The organism is Cryobacterium sp. PH31-O1 (assembly GCF_030063455.1).
Taxonomy (GTDB): domain Bacteria; phylum Actinomycetota; class Actinomycetes; order Actinomycetales; family Microbacteriaceae; genus Cryobacterium.
Map to the genome: position 1 here is coordinate 105821 of NZ_JASITB010000001.1, position 18609 is coordinate 124429.

13 protein-coding genes and 1 pseudogene are annotated in these 18609 nt (G+C 61.9%); 7 read left to right on the forward strand and 7 right to left on the reverse strand.

Translation table 11 applies throughout. The features are described 5' to 3' along the window. Positions 1 to 24: 24 nt before the first annotated feature. The 4 genes from QMK31_RS00580 (at position 25) to QMK31_RS00595 (ending at position 8605) form a co-directional block, all read left to right on the forward strand. On the forward strand, positions 25 to 5079 hold the full coding sequence (locus QMK31_RS00580; protein WP_283499026.1) for a PA14 domain-containing protein: 5055 nt from the start codon (positions 25 to 27) through the stop codon (positions 5077 to 5079). Positions 5080 to 5084: 5 nt separating this feature from the next. Continuing rightward, a complete protein-coding gene (locus tag QMK31_RS00585; RefSeq protein WP_283499027.1) occupies positions 5085 to 5900 on the forward strand; it encodes a tetratricopeptide repeat protein in 816 nt (271 codons plus the stop codon). Between the two features lie 374 nt (positions 5901 to 6274). After that, entirely contained in the window at positions 6275 to 7498 is a 1224-nt protein-coding gene (locus QMK31_RS00590) for an RHS repeat-associated core domain-containing protein (RefSeq protein WP_283499028.1), read from the forward strand. A gap of 669 nt (positions 7499 to 8167) precedes the next feature. Further along, positions 8168 to 8605, forward strand: coding sequence for a hypothetical protein (locus QMK31_RS00595; protein ID WP_283499029.1), 438 nt, complete (start codon positions 8168 to 8170; stop codon positions 8603 to 8605). 172 nt (positions 8606 to 8777) lie between these two features. On the opposite strand, the pseudogene QMK31_RS00600 reads toward QMK31_RS00595, so the two are convergent. From QMK31_RS00600 to QMK31_RS00630, 7 genes and pseudogenes are all read right to left on the reverse strand, one after another. Beyond that, positions 8778 to 9038: pseudogene (locus tag QMK31_RS00600) on the reverse strand (transposase); the annotation flags it as partial. Positions 9039 to 9056: 18 nt separating this feature from the next. Then, positions 9057 to 10523 carry a multicopper oxidase family protein gene (locus QMK31_RS00605; RefSeq protein WP_349361535.1) on the reverse strand — a complete coding sequence of 489 codons (1467 nt, stop codon included), beginning with the start codon at positions 10521 to 10523 and terminating at the stop codon, positions 9057 to 9059. After that, positions 10520 to 10771, reverse strand: coding sequence for an SHOCT domain-containing protein (locus QMK31_RS00610; RefSeq protein WP_283499030.1), 252 nt, complete (start codon positions 10769 to 10771; stop codon positions 10520 to 10522). Before QMK31_RS00610 ends, QMK31_RS00605 begins: the two co-directional genes overlap by 4 nt. 122 nt (positions 10772 to 10893) lie before the next feature. Then, positions 10894 to 12399: a multicopper oxidase family protein gene (locus tag QMK31_RS00615; protein WP_283499031.1), complete on the reverse strand. Its 1506-nt coding sequence runs from the start codon at positions 12397 to 12399 to the stop codon at positions 10894 to 10896. Between the two features lie 88 nt (positions 12400 to 12487). Then, positions 12488 to 13450 (reverse strand): F510_1955 family glycosylhydrolase, encoded by a 963-nt coding sequence (locus QMK31_RS00620; protein ID WP_283499032.1) that lies wholly within the window; start codon positions 13448 to 13450, stop codon positions 12488 to 12490. A gap of 172 nt (positions 13451 to 13622) precedes the next feature. Then, entirely contained in the window at positions 13623 to 14054 is a 432-nt protein-coding gene (locus QMK31_RS00625) for a M23 family metallopeptidase (RefSeq protein WP_283499033.1), read from the reverse strand. Positions 14055 to 14603: 549 nt separating this feature from the next. Next, positions 14604 to 14867: a hypothetical protein gene (locus QMK31_RS00630; protein WP_283499034.1), complete on the reverse strand. Its 264-nt coding sequence runs from the start codon at positions 14865 to 14867 to the stop codon at positions 14604 to 14606. Between the two features lie 764 nt (positions 14868 to 15631). Between QMK31_RS00630 and QMK31_RS00635 the strand changes: the two genes are divergently transcribed. From QMK31_RS00635 to QMK31_RS00645, 3 genes are all read left to right on the forward strand, one after another. After that, positions 15632 to 16480, forward strand: a complete 849-nt coding sequence (locus QMK31_RS00635) for an alpha/beta fold hydrolase (protein WP_283499035.1) — start codon at positions 15632 to 15634, stop codon at positions 16478 to 16480. Positions 16481 to 16710: 230 nt separating this feature from the next. Beyond that, positions 16711 to 17127, forward strand: coding sequence for a CbbQ/NirQ/NorQ domain-containing protein (locus tag QMK31_RS00640; protein WP_283499036.1), 417 nt, complete (start codon positions 16711 to 16713; stop codon positions 17125 to 17127). Between the two features lie 339 nt (positions 17128 to 17466). Continuing rightward, entirely contained in the window at positions 17467 to 18606 is a 1140-nt protein-coding gene (locus QMK31_RS00645) for a ScyD/ScyE family protein (RefSeq protein ID WP_283499037.1), read from the forward strand. Positions 18607 to 18609 lie beyond the last annotated feature (3 nt).

Below are 18609 nucleotides of genomic sequence, written 5' to 3' on the forward strand. Positions count from 1 at the left end.
CCAACAGGCGCTAAGAGATATCCCGTGGGGCTAGCCGACGAAGACGACTGGAAGGGGTACGTGCGTGACGGCTACGACACCGTCTACGGGACGTCCACCGTGCGTGGCTCCGCCACGTGGTCCTTCGTCACGAACACGCCCGCGCCGACGCCTCCGCAGGCCACGGCCGCACCGGCCGATCAGAGCGTCTCGAGGACGTTGACGCCGACATTCACCGCCGCTCCGGTGACGGACGTGAATGGGCATCCGGTGAAATATCAGGTCCGCATCGCGAGCGGATCCGACGGTAAGACCGGCGCCCTGATCAACTCGGGCTGGTTGACGACTCCCACGTGGACGGTCCCCGCCGGGACCCTGCAAGACGGCGGGGCCTACACCTGGGTGGTGCTTACCGACGATGGTTTCGACCAGCTGGATGCGTCGTGGCGGAACCGTCTCCAGGTGAATCTGCGTATCGGCGACGCCGGTCCGGCACCGACCGACTCGGCCGGGCCGGTGACGGTGAACCTGGCCAACGGCAACGTGGCCGTGGGGTTCACGTCGCCGACCGTGAGTACGGTGGGCGGTCCGATTGGGATGTCGTTCAGCTACAACTCGCAGCAGCCCAGCAATGCCGGCCTGACCGGCTCCTATTACGACGTCACTCCGCCCGCCGGGCAGGCTCCGTCGTTCGATTTCACCGGGAAGACGCCGGTGCTGGTCCGCACGGATTCGCAGGTGTCGTTCCAATGGGGCGCTGATTCGCCCGGCCCCTCGTTGAAGAGGGATAATTTCATGGCTCGCTGGTCTGGCTTTGTCACCCCGCCAACGTCGGGTAGTTACACGTTCGGGGTGACCCGCGACAATGGAACCCGCCTGCGCGTCAACAACACCCAGGTGATTGACCAGTGGTCCGGGTGGACGTCTGCCGTGTCGTGGGGAACCCCGATCGCGTTGGCTCAGACTCCCGTTGCCTTCTCGATGGACTATTACGATGACGGCGGACCCGCCAACGTCGAACTGTGGGTGCGCGACGCGGGCGGCGTGGAGTACATCGTCCCGGCCGGGTGGTTCACCAAGGCCGTGCAATCCCTCCCGGTGGGCTGGTCGGTGTCGACCCCACTCTCTGGCGCTGGCGGTGCCTATGCTTTGGCGCAGGTGACGGAAGCGTCCGTGGTCCTCACCGACGCCAGCGGCGGCGTGCACACGTATGTCAAAGCATCTACCGGCGGCTACACGCCCCCGGTCGGTGAATACGGTGTTTTGGCGCTCGACGCGACCGGTCAGGTCACCCTCACCTCCGACGACGGCACCGTCTATTCCTTCAACGCGCCAGGCAAGGTGCAATCGTCCACCACCCCGGCTGACGCGCTGAAACCGGCCAGCCCGGTCTCCACGTATCGCCCCGGCACGGGACAGATCGACCGTGTCTCCGACCGGCTCTCCGCGGTAGTCCCGGCGACGACTCCGCCGAGCTTCCTCCGTGAAGTGGTCTTCGCCTACGCCGGCGATACCGCCACCAGCGTCGGTCTGACATCGGCAGATTCCGACGGTACGGGCTTGGCGTGTCCGGTACCCACCGGGTATGCGGCCCCGCCTGCCGGTGCGCTGTGTCGGATCGTCTACCCGGGGCATGTGGCGGGCGCCGCGGACACGACGCAGCTGTATTATGACGTCTCCGGCCTGCTGGTGCGGATCAAAGATCCCGGTGATGAACTCACCGACTTCGGCTACACCAGCGGTCGCCTCTCCACCATCCGCGACTCCCTCGCCAACGACTGGCTCGCCGCCGACACCACCCGAGTGCCCACTGGCCCGGTCGTAACAACGATCGGCTACGACGCTCAAGGCCGCGCAGTCACCGTCGCCCTGCCTGCGCCGGACGGCGTCACCGTCAGTGCCCGCCCGTCCAAGACCTACACCTACGGTGCCGGCGTCAGTTATGTCGACGTTGCCGGAATCGTCGTGCCGACCACCGCACCGTCAAATGGGCACGCGCGGACGGTGACCTTCGACAGCGGCTACCGGCAACTGACGGACATGAGCGCGAGCGGTTTGACGGTGTTGGCGGTGTGGAACGAGAAGGACATGCCGCTGTCGGCGACGGACGCCCAGGGGCGAATGTCCACCACCCTCTACAACGGTCAAGACCGTGCCACCGACAGTTACGGCCCGGCACCGACGAGTTGCTTCGGGCCTGACCGGCGCCCCGTGGCTTCGTGCCCGATCGTTCCGGCGCACTCAGCGACCAGTTACGACCAGGGCCTGGTCGGGCTGAACGCCCAGTACTTCCCCAACGCGTCCCTCACCGCCACCCCCACCGCGTTCGGCCTCGGAATCGGAACAGCGGGCGGCGCGGTGTCCCAGAACTGGGCCGCTGCCGCACCGACGACCGGTATTCCAGCCGACAACTGGTCGCTGCGCCTGACCGGATTGGTCACCTTCCCCGCCGCGGGAACCTTCACCTTCAAAACCTTCGCCGACGACGGCACCAAAGTATGGATCGATGATGTCCTCCTCGTCAACGACTGGGTCCCCAGCGCCGAACACTGGTCACCGAACAACCTCGCCGTCACCCGCACGGCCGGGCAACAGTCACGCATCCGCGTGGAGTACTTCGACCTGACCGGCGCGGCCAGACTGGAACTGCACTGGGTCCTCCCGGGCGGAACCACCCAGCTGATTCCCGGCAGCGCCCTCACCCCCGACTACGGACTGGCCACCGCCACCCTCACCGACGATGCGGCGCCCGTCGGCGTCGCCGGAGTATCCGATACACAGGTCCCCGACCTGGCCACCGCAGCCGAGTATGCCAACCCGTGGCTGGGTGAAGCGACCGCGACGATCGTCGACCCGGCCGGGCTGAACCTGCGCACCGAAACCACCTTTGAAGCCCTCGGCAGCGGTTACCTGCGCCGCACCAGCAAAAGACTGCCCGCCGCAGTCGCCACCGGCGCCACCGCAGCTGTGGCCGGGACCACGTTCGCCTACTACGGTGACGCAGAAACGTTTGAAGCCGCCAACGGCACCGGCCCCGTTTGCGGCCTTCCGGCCAATACGTCGCAGTCCGGGTTCCTCCGCACGGATACCGGGCCCACCCCGGCCGTGGGCTCCGCGATTGTCACGACGTATGCCTACGACCTCCTCGGGCGTGCCGTGGGTACGAAACGCTCGGGGGATTCGGCGTGGACGTGCACGACGTTCGACGCGCGCGGCCGCACCAATCAAGTCACCTACCCCGCCTACGGCACCGCTGCGGCACGCACATCAACCTTCTCCTACACGAGCAACGGAACCCCCGGTGGTGACCCGCTGACCAGCTGGGACCAAGACGACGGCGTTACCGGCTCACCCACCAACGGACGCGTCACCACCACAACCGACCTCCTCGGCCGCACCGTCACCTACACAGACGTCTGGGGCACCATCGCCACCACCACTTACGAAAACCTCACCGGCCGGGTCCTGTCCATCTCCACCATCACCCCCGGCGCTGCCGCCAAGGCACAACAATTCAGTTACACCCTCGACGGACAACTCGACATCGTCAAAGACGCCACCAAACCCATCGCCGACCTCAACTATGTCAACGGGATGCTCGACTCCGTGCTGTATCCGACCGGGACCGGCAACAGCGGAAACGGCAGCTCCCTCTCCGGGATCGTCCGCGACCAGGCCGGACGAACGACGGGCATCACCTTGGCGTTCCCCGTCGCAGCGTCGATCGTCGACCAGGTCGTGCGCGCACAATCCGGTCGGATCCTCACCGACACGCTCACGCGTGGCAGTACCGTCGCTTCCTCGTCCTACAGCTACGACGCGGGCGGACGCCTCGTCACCGCCGTCATCCCCCGCCACACCCTGAGCTACGCCTACGTCGGCACCGGCGGATGCAGCACCAGCACCGCCGCCGGACGAAACGGCAACCGCACCGCAGCATCCGACGTGAAAGACGCCGGCACCCCGGCCACCGTCGCCTACTGCTACGACGCGGCCGACCGGCTCATCAGCACAACAACGGCCAACGCCCAGGCCGGGTCAAATCCAGTCGTCGCCAACAACCTCACCGCCAACACCCTCAAATACGACAGCCACGGCAACACCGTCACCCTCGCCGACCAGACACTCAGCTACGACGTCGCCGACCAGCACCTCGCGACAACGCTGACCGACAACACGACCATCAGTTACCTGCGCGACGTCACCGGCCGCATCGCCCAACGCACCAGCACCCCACCCGGCGGCCCCGCCAGCACCATCCGCTACACCTACACGAATGAATCCGACAGCCCCTACGGCGTCCTCGACAGCGCCAGCGTGCACATCCAACGCACCATCGCCCTACCCGGCGGCACCAGCGTCCAAGTGAACGCAGCCGGCTCACAAACCTGGTTCTACCCCAACCTGCACGGCGACAACATCATGACCGGCAACGGCACCGGAACCCTCAACAGCTACGACCCCTTCGGCCAACCCATCGACCCCGCCACCGGAAACATCGGCACCCTCACCGCCGACGACACCACCCCCGACAACCTCCCCGGCACAGTCGACTACGGCTGGCTCGGCCAACACGACCGACTCTACGAACACCAAGGAACCATCGCCACCACCGAAATGGGCGCCCGCCAATACATCGCAGCACTCGGACACTTCCTCGAAACCGACCCCGTCGAAGGCGGCGTCGACAACGACTATGTATACCCCACCGACCCAATCAACCAATTCGACCTCGACGGCAACATGGCCGCCGTACTACTTGGAATGCTGGCGTTCGGTGCAGCCGACGCCTGGAATCCCGTCGGTTGGGTCGTGCTCGCCGCCGTGGTCGTTGTCGGTGCCGTATACCTCGGATCGCTTGTCTACGAGAAATCACGACATGCAAGAGTCCATAAGTCGGTTGCCGTCCCTCAACGCGGCAAGACCGTCCAATTTGCACATAAAAAGAGGGCTCAAGCGAAGAACGCCGACAGAATTGGACACGGGAACGACAAGGCAGGAAAGCCACCTGAAAACCACGAAAATGCGCGCGGGCATTCGGGCGCGCAGAGAATCCCCGCAAACCCCAACAAACGCCACTCGAAACCGAAACTTAGGTAGGCACCGTGAGCACTGAGAGAGTTAATGACCTGATCGCTAAAGGTTGCGACCTTGCGGAGGCCGGTCGGCACTCGGAGGCGATTAAACTCTTCCAATCGGCAATCGAACGAGGCGAAGCCTGGGTTGGGCTTGATCTCGGCAATAGTTACCTCGCACTTGGCGATGAGAGTGCGGCGCGAGGGGCGTTCGAGCAGGCCTGGACGGCCGGAGATGAAGATGCCGGCTTCAACCTGGCGCAACTTCTCGAGTCCGAAGGCGAAGTCCTGCGCGCGCGGGAGATCTTAGCTGCCCTGGTCGAACAAAACTATGCGAAGGCCCAAGTGCAGGTGGCGATGTACCTTCGAGCCGACGGTCGAATTTCCGAAGCTGAGGGCCTGTTGTCCCAAGCAATGTCAGACCCTGGCCCGATCGGTGACCTCGCCTCGGGGATCTTGGGCGATATGCGCTGGCCTGGTCCGAACAGCGATGAAGAACTCCTACGAAGAGGGGCAACCGCTTACCCGTCGGCACGAGCGGATCTGGCGTTACTCCAGATCGAGACCGGGCGAATCGATGAGGGCGAAGAGACTCTTCGGGCGGGCGTCGCCGCGGACGAAGTCGACAGCGTAATTGTCCTTGGAAATCACCTTTCTCGCATCGGCAATACAGAGACCGCAGAGGAGCTGTTCCGCCGTGGCTTCGCGCTGGGCGACGCGCACGCAGCCTTGAACCTCGGTGTATTGCGATGGGAATCTGGTAAGCGCAAGTCGGCGCGGAAATGGATTCGTCGGGCGGCAGCCTTAGGCGATCAGCGAGCTCAGAACTGGCTTGAGAACCATTAGTCAGGGCGTCTTCAACGGGCGCATCCTCCGGGTCTGGTGAAGATCGTGGCGATTCCCGGGAATCACCGACAAGTTCGAGACGAACATGACCGCGCTCGCGACCTCGATGTCGCACGACGGGAATCACCTGGGCGTTCCCCGCCGCCGCGTCGATCATCGATCAGGTCGTACGCGCACAATCCGGTCGGATCCTCACCGACACGCTCACGCGTGGCAGTACCGTCGCTTCCTCGTCCTACAGCGACGACGCGGGCGGACGCCTCGTCACCGCCGTCATCCCCCGCCACACCCTGAGCTACGCCTACGTCGGCACCGGCGGATGCAGCACCAGCACCGCCGCCGGACGAAACGGCAACCGCACCGGAACATCCGACGTGAAAGACGCCGGCACCCCAGCCACCGTCGCCTACTGCTACGACGCGGCCGACCGACTCATCAGCACAACAACAGCTAACGCCCAGGCCGGGTCAAATCCAGTCGTCGCCAACAACCTCACCGCCAACACCCTCAAATACGACAGCCACGGCAACACCGTCACCCTCGCCGACCAGACACTCAGCTACGACGTCGCCGACCAGCACCTCGCGACAACGCTGACCGACAACACGACCATCAGTTACCTGCGCGACGTCACCGGCCGCATCGCACAACGCACCAGCACCCCACCCGGCGGCCCCGCCAGCACCATCCGCTACACCTACACCAACGAATCCGACAGCCCGTACGGCGTCCTCGACAGCGCCGGCGTGCACATCCAACGCACCATCGCCCTACCCGGCGGCGCCAGCGTCCAAGTGAACGCAGCCGGCTCACAAGCCTGGTTCTACCCCAACCTGCACGGCGACAACATCATGACCGGCAACGGCACCGGAACCCTCAACAGCTACGACCCCTTCGGCCAACCCATCGACCCCGTCACCGGAAACATCGGTACCCTCACCGCCGACGACACTACCCCCGATAACCTCCCCGGATCCGCCGACTACGGCTGGCTCGGCCAACACGACCGACTCTACGAGCACCAAGGCTCCATCGCCACCACCGAAATGGGCGCCAGACAATACATCGCAGCCCTCGGACGCTTCCTCGAAGTCGACCCCGTCGAAGGCGGCGTCGAGAACGATTACGTCTACCCGAACGACCCCATCAACCAATTCGACCTCACCGGTGAGGCGAGAATCGCCTGGGGCGATGCCTTAGACAATGCGGCGGGGATTCTGGGAATGGCTGCGCTATTTGGTTGTGCCATCTGCGCAGGCTTGTCGGCAGGGATCTCCCTCGGGCGAGGCATATACAAACTAGCCAATGGACAAAACGGATGGGGTGACATCGCAAGCGCCGCAACTTTCGGAGCAGGCAAGGCCCTCACCTACGGGGCCAAAATTGCCAAGATCGTAATACTCAAGAGATATCCGACTTGGGTTCGCGGCAACAAGCTCCAGAACGCCCCAATTCGGCGACAAATCAAGCAGAGTTTCGGGCGCTTCAATCGAAGTGTTGTGCGTCCGTTTCATGTGGCGGAAAGGGAGTACGGGGCAGTGGAATCGACTCGGTATGTGCACGGTCTCGCCAAGCGCTTGGGCAGGGGTATGAACTAGTGAAGGACTTCCTGAGACGAGCGCGCCATCGAGGGTTGCCTCTTGCGTGGTTTGCAGCTCTGGCAATTTTCGTCGGTTTGCTTTTACTGCAGGACTGGTTCTGGGCGACTTGTGTATTCGTCACTGCAGCTATCGGAACATGGGCGCAGCTAAGACGTCCTTCGCGACTGGATGAACCCGTGTCTTGGGAGGAGTCGATTACGCGTTCGTTGGTACGTATTCCGGCACGAGGAAGTATTTCTTCGGGCCACCCGCTTCTTGGAGTCGTGACAACAGGCGATTTCGCCGGTCGCTACATGTGGGTGATGCCACACGAGGAAACTTGGTATTTTCTCCTCTCCTGGCGGACTCCCTGGCGTTGGTTCCGTCGCCCGGACGCGGGCGGGTCTCAGCTGGCGGACGCTGAGTTCGCCGAATGCGTGAATGAGTGGTCGGTGCGTTTTCTTCGGCAGGATTCATACTCGGACGAGGTCTGGCGGCGAAACTTTTGGTCTCTCCTCAACTCACCGATTGGCACTACCTGATCGGGGTTCGAAAGCTGATCAACCGATGGCAGTCAACGTCATCCGCAGGTAAGAACCCCCCGCGGCAGCTCACATCGGGTCCGGGATCCCACACGAATCGACTGTTCGTTCACGGGTCAAATCAACCGTGGAGGCCTCGATAGCAATGGTAGCTGCGCAGTCGCGCCTCGGCGCGCTCCGCCAGAATCTTCTCCCGGCCATGGCGAACTCGGTGCGTGAGATTGGTTTCAGGGAGAGCTCAAGTGGTGGGACGTGGACGTTGGAAGGGACCAAATCCGGGGTCTTCTGTGAGATTGAATACATCGGATTCTGGCTTGTGTCACTCACCCCCGGCGACGTTACTGTCGAAGTGTTGGAAGGTGATCCCAAACTTCGCGACTTTTTTGAGTCGTTTGATGTCCGGCCGGTGCTGCTTGTCATCTCTCGAATTGGCCGACATGAGACCGGCTGGTGGCTTCGTTTCGGGAGGGGTCAAGAGTTTGGCGAACGGACGGATATCGACCGATTTATCGAGAAACGATCCACATATCACGAAGACGTATACGAAATCCGTGCAGGCGCAACGTTGCCGTCAGTCGAGTGATGGCAGGCGTCATCAAGACCTGCGACAGCCAAGTTACTCTTGGTCATATGTCGAATCGGCCGTGGAGCCGAGGGGCCGTGGGGTCTGAGTAGTAATGGAACTCCGCCCGCTGCACGGTCCGAACAGCCAAGGCGGAACGACCGACCCCTTAGCGGACGTTTTCGTTCCATTACTACTCAGACCCCAAGACTCTTAGCGTGTTATTGCGTTTCGTGAGGTGGCCCCTGGACGCCACCAGAGCTCGCTCAGATCGGACCCGGTCCGACGTTAGCGTGACTTTTCGTACCGATGTTCCTCGTGCCCCGTATCGGGCGTTGAGCGACTCGATCGCTTTGGTGGAGCAGATTACTTGGCGGATCTCGGGGTCGTAGGACCGGAATGGGGTGAACTCTTCCCATGCCGATTCCCGCAACCGGATGATCGCACCATATTTATGACTGGCTGGGTAGTACTAAAGCGCCTGAATGATACCCATCATGCCGGCGTCTTCATGATCAAGGATATGGCAGTGATATACGGTTTTTCCACTGAAATCATTGAACGCGATTCGAACTCGCACGGTGCTGCGCGCCGGTATGTTCACGACATCCTGCCAGATCACAGACTCCGCTGGTTGGCCGCCTAGCTCAACGACCTGCATCGGCCAAACATGCAGATGCAAGGGATGGTCAAGCATGCTGGTATTGGTCAGCATCCACTCTTCAACGCTGTCAAATTGCACCGTCGTATCAACTCGCGCAGCATCAAAGGTGAGGTTGTTTATCGTGGCTGACATCGTGCCGCCACCCATGCCGCCGCCCATGCCCATCGCGAATACCAGCTCACGTTGAGCGGTGACGGTCGCCGACCGCAGGTCACGGGGGAGGGGCTGCACAGGGACGTCGGGCAGGCCCTCGGTGCTAGCGCCTTCGACGACGAGGGTGGCGAGCGAGACATCGGCGGAAGTGGACGAGCCGCCGCCACCCATCATCCCGCCCGAGCTGCCCCGGTCAAAGCGCACAGCGCGCAGGATCGATGTGCCGCTTTGGGCCGTCACGAGAAGGTCGGCGCGATTGCCCGGTGCCAAAACGACCTCGCCTACGTCGCGCGCGGTTTCAAACCGTCCCGAGTCGATTCCGAGGAGGGTGAGTTGCTGTCCGTCAAGTTGCAGCCGAAGGTATCGAGACGTGCAGGCGTTAATGACGCGCCAGCGCTCCCGTTCGCCCGGGCGCGCGGTCAGTTCTGGGGTCAGCTGTCCATTCACGAGAACGAGCTCGCCCTCGCGGCCCGCCATTTTTTCCATCTGAGTAGCCGCAGGTACGGTGCCAGACGCCGTGATGGTGATGTCAGAGATCACGAGCACGCGCTCTCGAGTGGCGGCGATCTCCTCGGGATCCTCCACGATAATGGCGCCATAGAGGCCGCCGAAGACCTGGTCGGCGACGAGTTCATGGTGGTGCGGGTGATACCAGTACACGCCCGGTGGGTGGTCAGCTGGCAGCTCATAGCGGTACTCGAAGGTGTCACCAGCGTCGATCGTGACGAACATGTTGTCGCTATTATTTTGCGGCGAGACATGCAGACCGTGCACGTGCAGGTTGCTGGGGTCGGTCAGAGCATTGTGCAGGCTGACGTTAAGGATGTCGCCTGCTCGAACGCGCAGGGTGGGGCCCGGTAGGCCCCCGTTGTAGCTCAGCGCACGCACTTCCCGGCCAGCAACGGTTATTTTCTGCGCCGACGACTCTAGTGCGACCGTGAGAACGCCTTTGGTGCTGCGCAATTCAGGTGGCAGAGCGAGGGCATTTCCGGTCGTAAACCCTGATGAAGACGTCGAGCCGGTGCTTTGACTGACGATTAAACCCGTTGAGCCGATGGCTACGCCACCCACTCCAACAGCGCCAAGAATCAGAGCGTTCCGACGGCTGATGTCGACCATCATCTTTCGTCGCCGAGTACCCGTATTTGTTCGCGGTATTGCTCTGCTGTGATCTCGCCCCGCGCGAAACGCTCGTCGAGGATTTTGCGCGCAGCATCGGCTTCAGGCCTCACCCCCGACGGTAATGAGGATTCGCCGCCTCCATTTTTAGAAACTAGCCGAACGACAACATAGATGACAATGGCGACGCCGACCAAAGCCAGCAGTCCGAATCCCCACGACCACCCCATAGTTGAATTGCCCCACATCATCAGACGATTCCTTTCGTAGTTCGGTATGTATTCATGATACCGCTAGGGGTATATTTTTGGCTGGGATTTAGGTGCGCAGCGTATGCGCAGAGGATGCAAAACGGAGCATGTGGGTCGGCGCATTACCGCACGTAGGAAAACAGGCCCAGCATGCCTTGTTCGGCGTGGTACGCATTGTGGCAGTGGGCGATCCACTGTCCAGGGTTGTCGGCGTCGAATTGCATCGTGACGGTTTCTTTCGGACGCACGATAACGGTATCTTTGCGTGCTCCGTTGCCGTTCAGTTGAAAGCTGTGTCCGTGCAGGTGCATGGGGTGCCACATGGCGGTGTCATTGACCATCTTGATCTTCACGCGTTCACCGACCTTGATGTCAAAAGCACCTGCAAATGGTTTCTTCATGTCGAAGCGCCGCTCGTTAATGCTCCAGTTGTACTTTCCCATGCTTCCGGTCAAGCGCATGGTGTGGACCCGGTCGGGCGTCTTAGCGGTGAGCAGAACGGATTCGTCGGCTTTGAGACGGCCTCCGTCGCTGACGACGCCATCCAAAGATGTTGGGAGTGCGGCGGCAACGGGGGCGGTGCCACTACCGGTGCTGATGAGGCCGTAGGCACGACCAACCTTTCCTTCGGGAAGGGCAAGGAGCGGTGTGTAGCCATCCGGGACGGTGAGGATCGCATCAATGCGTTCGCCCATGCCGACAACCACTGCGTCGACGTCGATATGCTGCACCGGGAACCCGTCCGTGTGCGTCAGGGTGATCTTTTGTCCAGGTACTCCGACCCGGTAGGCGGTGTCGCCTGCGGCGTTAATGATCCGGAGGCGAATGCGGTTGCCCGCGCTGCTTTGCAGTACCTCGGCATCCTCAGCAGCTTTGCCGTTGAATAGGTGGGCGGGCATGCGTACATCTCCGGCATCGCCGCCGAGATAGGTGCTGCTAGCGCCCATCAGCATGTGTGTCATCGGCATATTCATTCCAGACATGTCCATGCCCATGGATAGTTCGTCGAGTGCCTCGTTGGGTGTGCCGGTGATTCCATCGAGCCAGTCGTCGAGCATGATGACCCATTCTTGGTCATAGAGCAGGGGCTCGCGTGGGTCTTCAATGATCAGAGCGCCGGAGAGGCCGCGTTCGCGCTGCATATCCACGTGTGAGTGATACCAGTAGGTGCCGGGTTGGTTGAGTCGGAACCGGTAGTCGAAATTATCACCAGCGGCGATCGCCGGCTGGGTAATATCAGGTACGCCGTCGGCATCATTGCGCAGAGCCAGACCGTGCCAGTGCACGCTTGTTGGTTCGGCGAGCAAATTGGTGACCGGAATATTTAGTGTATCTCCGGTCCGTGCGCGGATGACGGGGCCGTTGAGTGCTCCGTTATATCCCCACGTGCTGAGGGCGATGCCCGCGACCGCGGTGTCGAATACGCCGGCGGTCAACTGCTGCGTAACCGTGTTTCCGGTTGACGGGCGAGCGCTTTCGTATTGCGAGATCAGTCTGTCTGTGGGCAAGATGCGTTTGAGCGGTGATGTTGAGGGCGCCGTTGACGTGGAACAAGACGCCAGTGCTGCAGTCGCAGCGGTAGCGAAGGACGCGCCGAGGAAGGTGCGACGTGTGACAGATGAATTCATCGAAATTCCCTAGATATGTAGAGCAAAAGTCGGCCGAAAGGCCGGTGAGCGTGGTGGTGCATGGGCGGTTGGGGCTCTGCTCGGCCGGTCAATCGCTCAGAGAAACCAGCGCGGTCCACGTGGCGCCGTTGTCGTCGCTGGCAGTAATACCGGCGGCGTCTGCCACGAGGATCCACGGTGAGGCGCCGTCGACCACAATGAACGCTTCGGGCACGCGACCGGTCGTTCCGGTCTGTGTCCACTTTTCGGCGTCCTGCCGCCAGATCCCGCCAGCGGGATCGATTCCCATCACGTTTCCGTTTGCGGGCGCGCCGCGGACATCCACTAAGAGCAGTGCCGGAGCTCCCACGAGCGGCGCGAACGTTTGGCCGGCATCGTTACTGAGCATGAGACCCGAGGCCGTTGTCGCATAGAGGCGGTCAGCGTTCGAGGGGTCCGCGCTCAGATCGCGAAGCGCGATGACCGCACCTGACGACCAGGTGATGCCGGAGTCATCGCTCACGGAGATGGAGCTGTCTGCCGCGTCGTACCCATAAACCCGCAGGGTGCCGTCGTTGAGGGGGACAGCATCCAAATCGTGAAAATCGGTTTTTCCCGCCAGGGACAGTACCGACCATGTCGACGCGCCGTCCGTGCTGGAAATCAGTCCCAGATTGGGTAGCGCCAGCTCGCTGGGTTCAGTCGGATCCGGGTGCCCTGACGCCAGCAACTGGCCCGGTGCGGCCACAGTGAAGCCCATCGTGTCCTGTGCCCGGCTGGCGATTTGCACGGGCTGGGTCGTGTCGGATCGTGGTGCCCCAGCGAGATAGCTATCTGGCAAAATGCCGGTCGGCAGGAGCCACACCCCCCGGTGAGTGGCGACATAGGTTTCACCAGTGAGGGGATCGGCACCGAGACCATGCACGTGCTGAAACGCGTTCGCCACCGGGGCGGCAGCGGATGACTCAGCGGCCGTGTCCGGGGCGGTGGCTGAGCAACCAGAAAGCGCCATAGCGCCAACGAGCGGAAGAGCCAACGCAAATATGCGGCGTCGCCGGAGGAATTTAGCCAAGAGTGACTCCTCGGTCGTTCATGAAGGGTTGCGGATTGACTGCAGCGGCAGTGGATGCGGCGGCAGCGGAAACGGCCTCATCAGCTTGGGCCTGAAGATTAGTCACCCGCAAGGTCGCACCGTCGAACGCGCTCTCGCAGTCGCAGTCGCAATGCGAGCTTTGCTACTGCTCCTAGTCAAGAGAGACCCCCCGCGCGCTCATGAATTGTTCCGCGTCGATGCGTTCACCGTCGACCCGCGTCTCATAGTGCACGTGGCAGCCGCTCGACGCACCCGTCGAACCCACCACGGCAATAATTTCACCGGCCACGACCAGCTGCCCGGCGTCGACCAGGAGCTCACTGTTGTGGGCGTATCCGGTCTCGACACCGTCTCCGTGGTCGATCAGCACCCAGTTGCCGTAGGAGCCCTGATATCCGGAGTCGACGACTTTTCCGTCGGTCGCGGCAAAGACTGGCCGGCCGCACGGAGCGGCTATGTCAGTGCCGCTGTGGAAGTCACCCACACCGTCGACGGGTTTGTTGGGTCGGGAGCCGAAAGGGCTCGATATTCGGCCGAGCACCGGGAGCGCCCAACCTTGATCGCTGAGCTGGCCCGCGCTCAAGCTGGCCCATTCCCCAGTGCTGGCAATGTCGGTGTACGAGGCAGGAGCCGGTGCGTCCGTTATCGCAAACCCGTCACGTTCGATAGGCAGGGTTGTTGTTCCGGCGGCACTGATGCTTTGGAGGTCGTTCTTTTTCGGGGCGCTCGTCGCCGAGGTTTCCGGCGTTTTTGAGTCGATGGCCAGTGCGGGTAAAGATGTGCTTATTGCAAAGAGAGCGACCAGCGCTATGCCACTGCCGCTCGCAGCTCGCTGCCGTAAAGACGCGGGTCGAGGATTTCTTCGCTTCGACGGTGCGGCAAATTTAGCCGAGCGTTCCTCCCGCAGTCTGGTCTCCAGCGCACGAATGTCCCGACGAGATAGTAGCGTCCGCTCACCGGGGTCGTGTGGTGCGGTGGCGACGTGACCGAGGCTATCCACAGAGCACGACACAAAGAATTGCTCGTGATTTGAGCATTGTTCATCCATTCATTGTTCAGTATTAGAAACCGAGTAGCCGAGGGCGCGGCAAAATTCCGAGGCCACGTACTGGCCACGGAACCGCATCGAGGTCTAAATGCGACTAATGGAGAGAACGGTGAGGCTGGGACGGTGAATTGGGAATGCGCTGGCGCGCACTTTGCCCAGGATGATGCCACCAGCGTCGAGCAACCGCTGATACACAGCGGGCAAGCGTGTCAAAAAAACCATGACCACCAGAGTGAGCAAGAGAACGCAGGTCAAAGCGAGCAGAGCACAGTCGAGCAGCATGCCGCTCATGGTTCCGGAGGAGGTGACCGCGACGACGGGGGCTGTCACCATTGCGGTCGTAACCACGACGGGATCCTGTGCGCCCGCCACCGTCAACGATGAGTGAACGGGGTCATGCATGGCATGTCCGGTGGCTTCTGAATGAATGGCGAAAACTGCAAAAAGTAGTGCGACAAGAGCCAACAGGGAAATCAAAGGGGACACAGAAACGGATGCCGCAGCCCGTCGTGGCTTACGAACCAGTCTCATGTCACCTCCCTCTGCTTCAGCCCAAGAATGGGCCACTAACCGTAGGGTATCGCACGTCCAGCGGACAATTCTGAATGTCTCTTTAGTACTTGGCAGAACTACCGTCCCTCCCGAAATTTTTTCGGGTCGGTTCGGATTGAGTGAAATTCAGAGGAACCTCGACGGCCGACGATGACGGGGGACGGAAAGATTGTCAATCTGGCAGGGAGCGGGCGGCCCGAACGCACATGCGCCGCGGACGAACGCTGATGGAACTACGAGCGAGCGTTCTGGCGTCGAACGATGGTGGACGTTGTCGGTGCACGAGCATCACGACGGTAGCGCCGCGCGTTGATATCAAAACGACCAACAGAAACCGAAACGATCCTTTAGAACGTCGCGTAATCAGCACCATCTGGTCGCAGTCCTGTGCTCATCTCCCCAGCATGTCCCCTCATATCTCAGGGCAATCTAAGAAATCGAGTTGACACGGGGGCGGCGTGACCCCAGGCAGGACTCAGCCTTCTCCTAGGTAACCGCGATTACGTCACACGACGATCCCGAATACGTTCAAGAGTCCATCCAGATTAGAAGGAGAGAACATGCCCATCATCACCGTTTCGAACCAGAATAATCCGAGCGTTGAATTGCACTACGACGACGTCGGAGCCGGTAAGCCCGTCGTGTTGATTCATGGCTGGCCCCTCAGCGGCCGGTCGTGGGAGGGGCAGGTCCCGGCGCTGGTTGACGCTGGCTGCCGGGTGATCACCTATGACCGTCGCGGGTTCGGCCATTCGTCACAGCCCTGGAACGGGTACGACTATGACACGTTCGCCGCCGATCTGAATACCGTACTCGACACCCTCGACCTGAGAGAGGTCACCCTGATCGGATTCTCGATGGGCGGCGGCGAGCTCGCCCGATACGTCGGCACCTACGGCACCGACCGCGTGGCGAAGCTCGTGTTCGCCAGCGCAGTGACGCCGTACCTCTGGAAGTCGGATGACAATCCCGGCGGCGGTGTCGACGAGGGACTGGCCCACTGGTTCCAGGACGGATTGACCGGCGACCGGCCGGCATTCCTGCACGAATTTCTCCAAATGTTCTTCACCGCCGGTCAGCCGTCGCTGATCAACAAGCCCAAGGTCAGCGACGAACAGATTGCCTACAACCTCGATATCGCTCTGCGGGCGTCACCGAAAGGCACGATCGACTGCACGACCGCATTCGCGACGACGGACTTTCGCGACGACCTGACGAAAATTACGGTGCCGACCCTGGTGATTCACGGCGATTCCGACACGATCGTACCGTTTGAGGTCAGCGGCAAGCGCACTCATGAGGCCATCACCGGCAGCGAACTCGTGTTGATTGAGGATGCCCCGCACGGTCTCATCGTTTCGCACAGGGAGGAATGGAACCGGCACGTGCTCGCGTTCCTAGCGAAGTAGGCGGCGCGAAGCGGGCCCGTCACTGGTCGGTGACGGGCCCTCGCCTGCGGGGCGGAACGGGAGCGGCGAGCAGGTTTAGGCCCCTTATCATCGTCATCGAGAATAGGGTCAGTATTACCCTTAAGTCCTGCCGTGGCGCTCAAATTGGTGATCCCCACCTTCACTAATCTTGGGCGCTATCGAGCCCGATATTGACGATGACCCGCACCAGTGAGTGAGAGGGAGAGAGTATGAGTACCACTTTCAGCAAAGAAGAAAAGGCCGCAATGCGGGCCGCAGTGGCCGAAGCCAAAGCCGCACAGCAAGGCGCCGATCTGGAGGCCGCCTGCCTCGCAGCAATATCATCGATGGGCGGCACTGACAAGGAATTGGCCGAGACCCTGCACGACCTGGTGAAGAGCCACACTGATCTCAGTGCGAAGACCTGGTACGGCATGCCGGCTTACGCAAACAGCGACGGCAAAGTCGTGGTGTTTTTTCAGAGCGCAGCCAAATTCAAGGTGAGGTATGCCACCATCGGCTTTCAACCCGATGCGAAGCTCGACGAGGGCAATTTCTGGCCCAGCTCCTTCGCCGTCACCAAACTCACCGCCGCCGACCAGACACATCTGGTGACCCTGCTGAAAAAGGCCGTCGGCGACGTGTAATTTCGCGCAGCGTGGTCAATTTTTACCGTAAAGCCTGATTCTCGGGGTCGTCTTTCACTTCCGCTATGGGTATGTAGCGACGTTCTACGTTGCCACCGGAGAAGTGACCTCTCGCCATTGGCGGAAAATACCTAGACAACTCTCAGCTTCGGGGATAATGTGCCCTCGTCGGCGTCTGTGTGCGCCGACTCCTTCGGGACAGCACGATTTACGTCGCACTGGTGCGCCGCACACATTCAAAATTGGCTGACGCATCTTTTAGCACCACAGATCTGCCCGCGACCCGTCGTGCTTCTTGGAAACCCCCGCTGAAAGCCACATCGAGTCAAGGAGCACGTTGTGAAAAAGTTGGTCTTTACCGCCGTCGCCTGCGTCACCGCCGTTGCTTCGGCGATGGTCGCAGCCCCGGCATCCGCTGTGGAGATTCCCAATCTCGGGGGTCCCACGGTCTTAGCGAGCGGCCTTTTTCTGCCGCTCAGTCTGGGGGTCGGTGCGGGCGGCACAACCTACGTCTCGCAGAACGCACTGGGAGTGTTGACGAAGGTCAGCCCCGGCGGAACGAGCAAGGTTATGGCGAGCGCCAACCCCGGCGATGAACTGGGCGCCGTATCGGTGCGCAGCGGCACGGTCTACTACTCCACCAATACCCAGGATCACACGGCATCGGCGCTGTACGCGATGCCGGTCGGTGGTGTGTCTGCGCCACTCGCTGACCTCTACGCCTACGAGAGCACCGCCAACCCCGATCAGGTGAACACGTACGGATTCGTCGACCTGCCGCAGGCCTGCCTCGACCAGTTCGATCCGGCGGCGCCGACGGGACCCGCCTCCTACGCCGGAATCGTCGATACCCACCCGTATGCCAGCCTCCCATTGGAAGACGCGGTGTACGTGGCGGATGCCGGTGCGAACGCCATCCTGAGAGTCGGCTACGACGGAACGGTCAGCACGGCCGCCGTGCTTCCGGCCGGTGACCCGATCATGGTCACTCCTGAGATCGCCGCCGGTGTCGGGTTCCCGGCCTGCACGGCCGGATTCGGTTATCGGTTCGAACCGGTGCCGACCGACGTGGAACAGGGTGGGGACGGCTGGCTCTATGTGACGAGCCTGCCCGGCGGCCCCGAAGACGCGAGCCTCGGCGCCCGCGGCGCAGTCTACCGGTTCAATCCGGCCGACGGTGAAGTGCAGTTCGTGATGGGCGGGTTCGTTGGCGCGACTGACCTGGCAGTGTCACAACGCACCGGACTGATCGCCGTGACCGAACTGTTCGGTGGCCCCAATGGCACCGGAGCGGTCTCCGTGTTCCACCCGACGCTTACCGAGCGGGTGCTGCAGATCCCTGTCAGCTCACCGTCCGCGATCGAACTGGCCGGCAATAGCGTCTACGTCACGACGAACTCCTTCGTGGCCGACGCAACCGGGGCACCGCAACCGATAGGCAAGGTCGTGAAGATCTCGGTGAGCCTCGGCGGCGACTAGGCC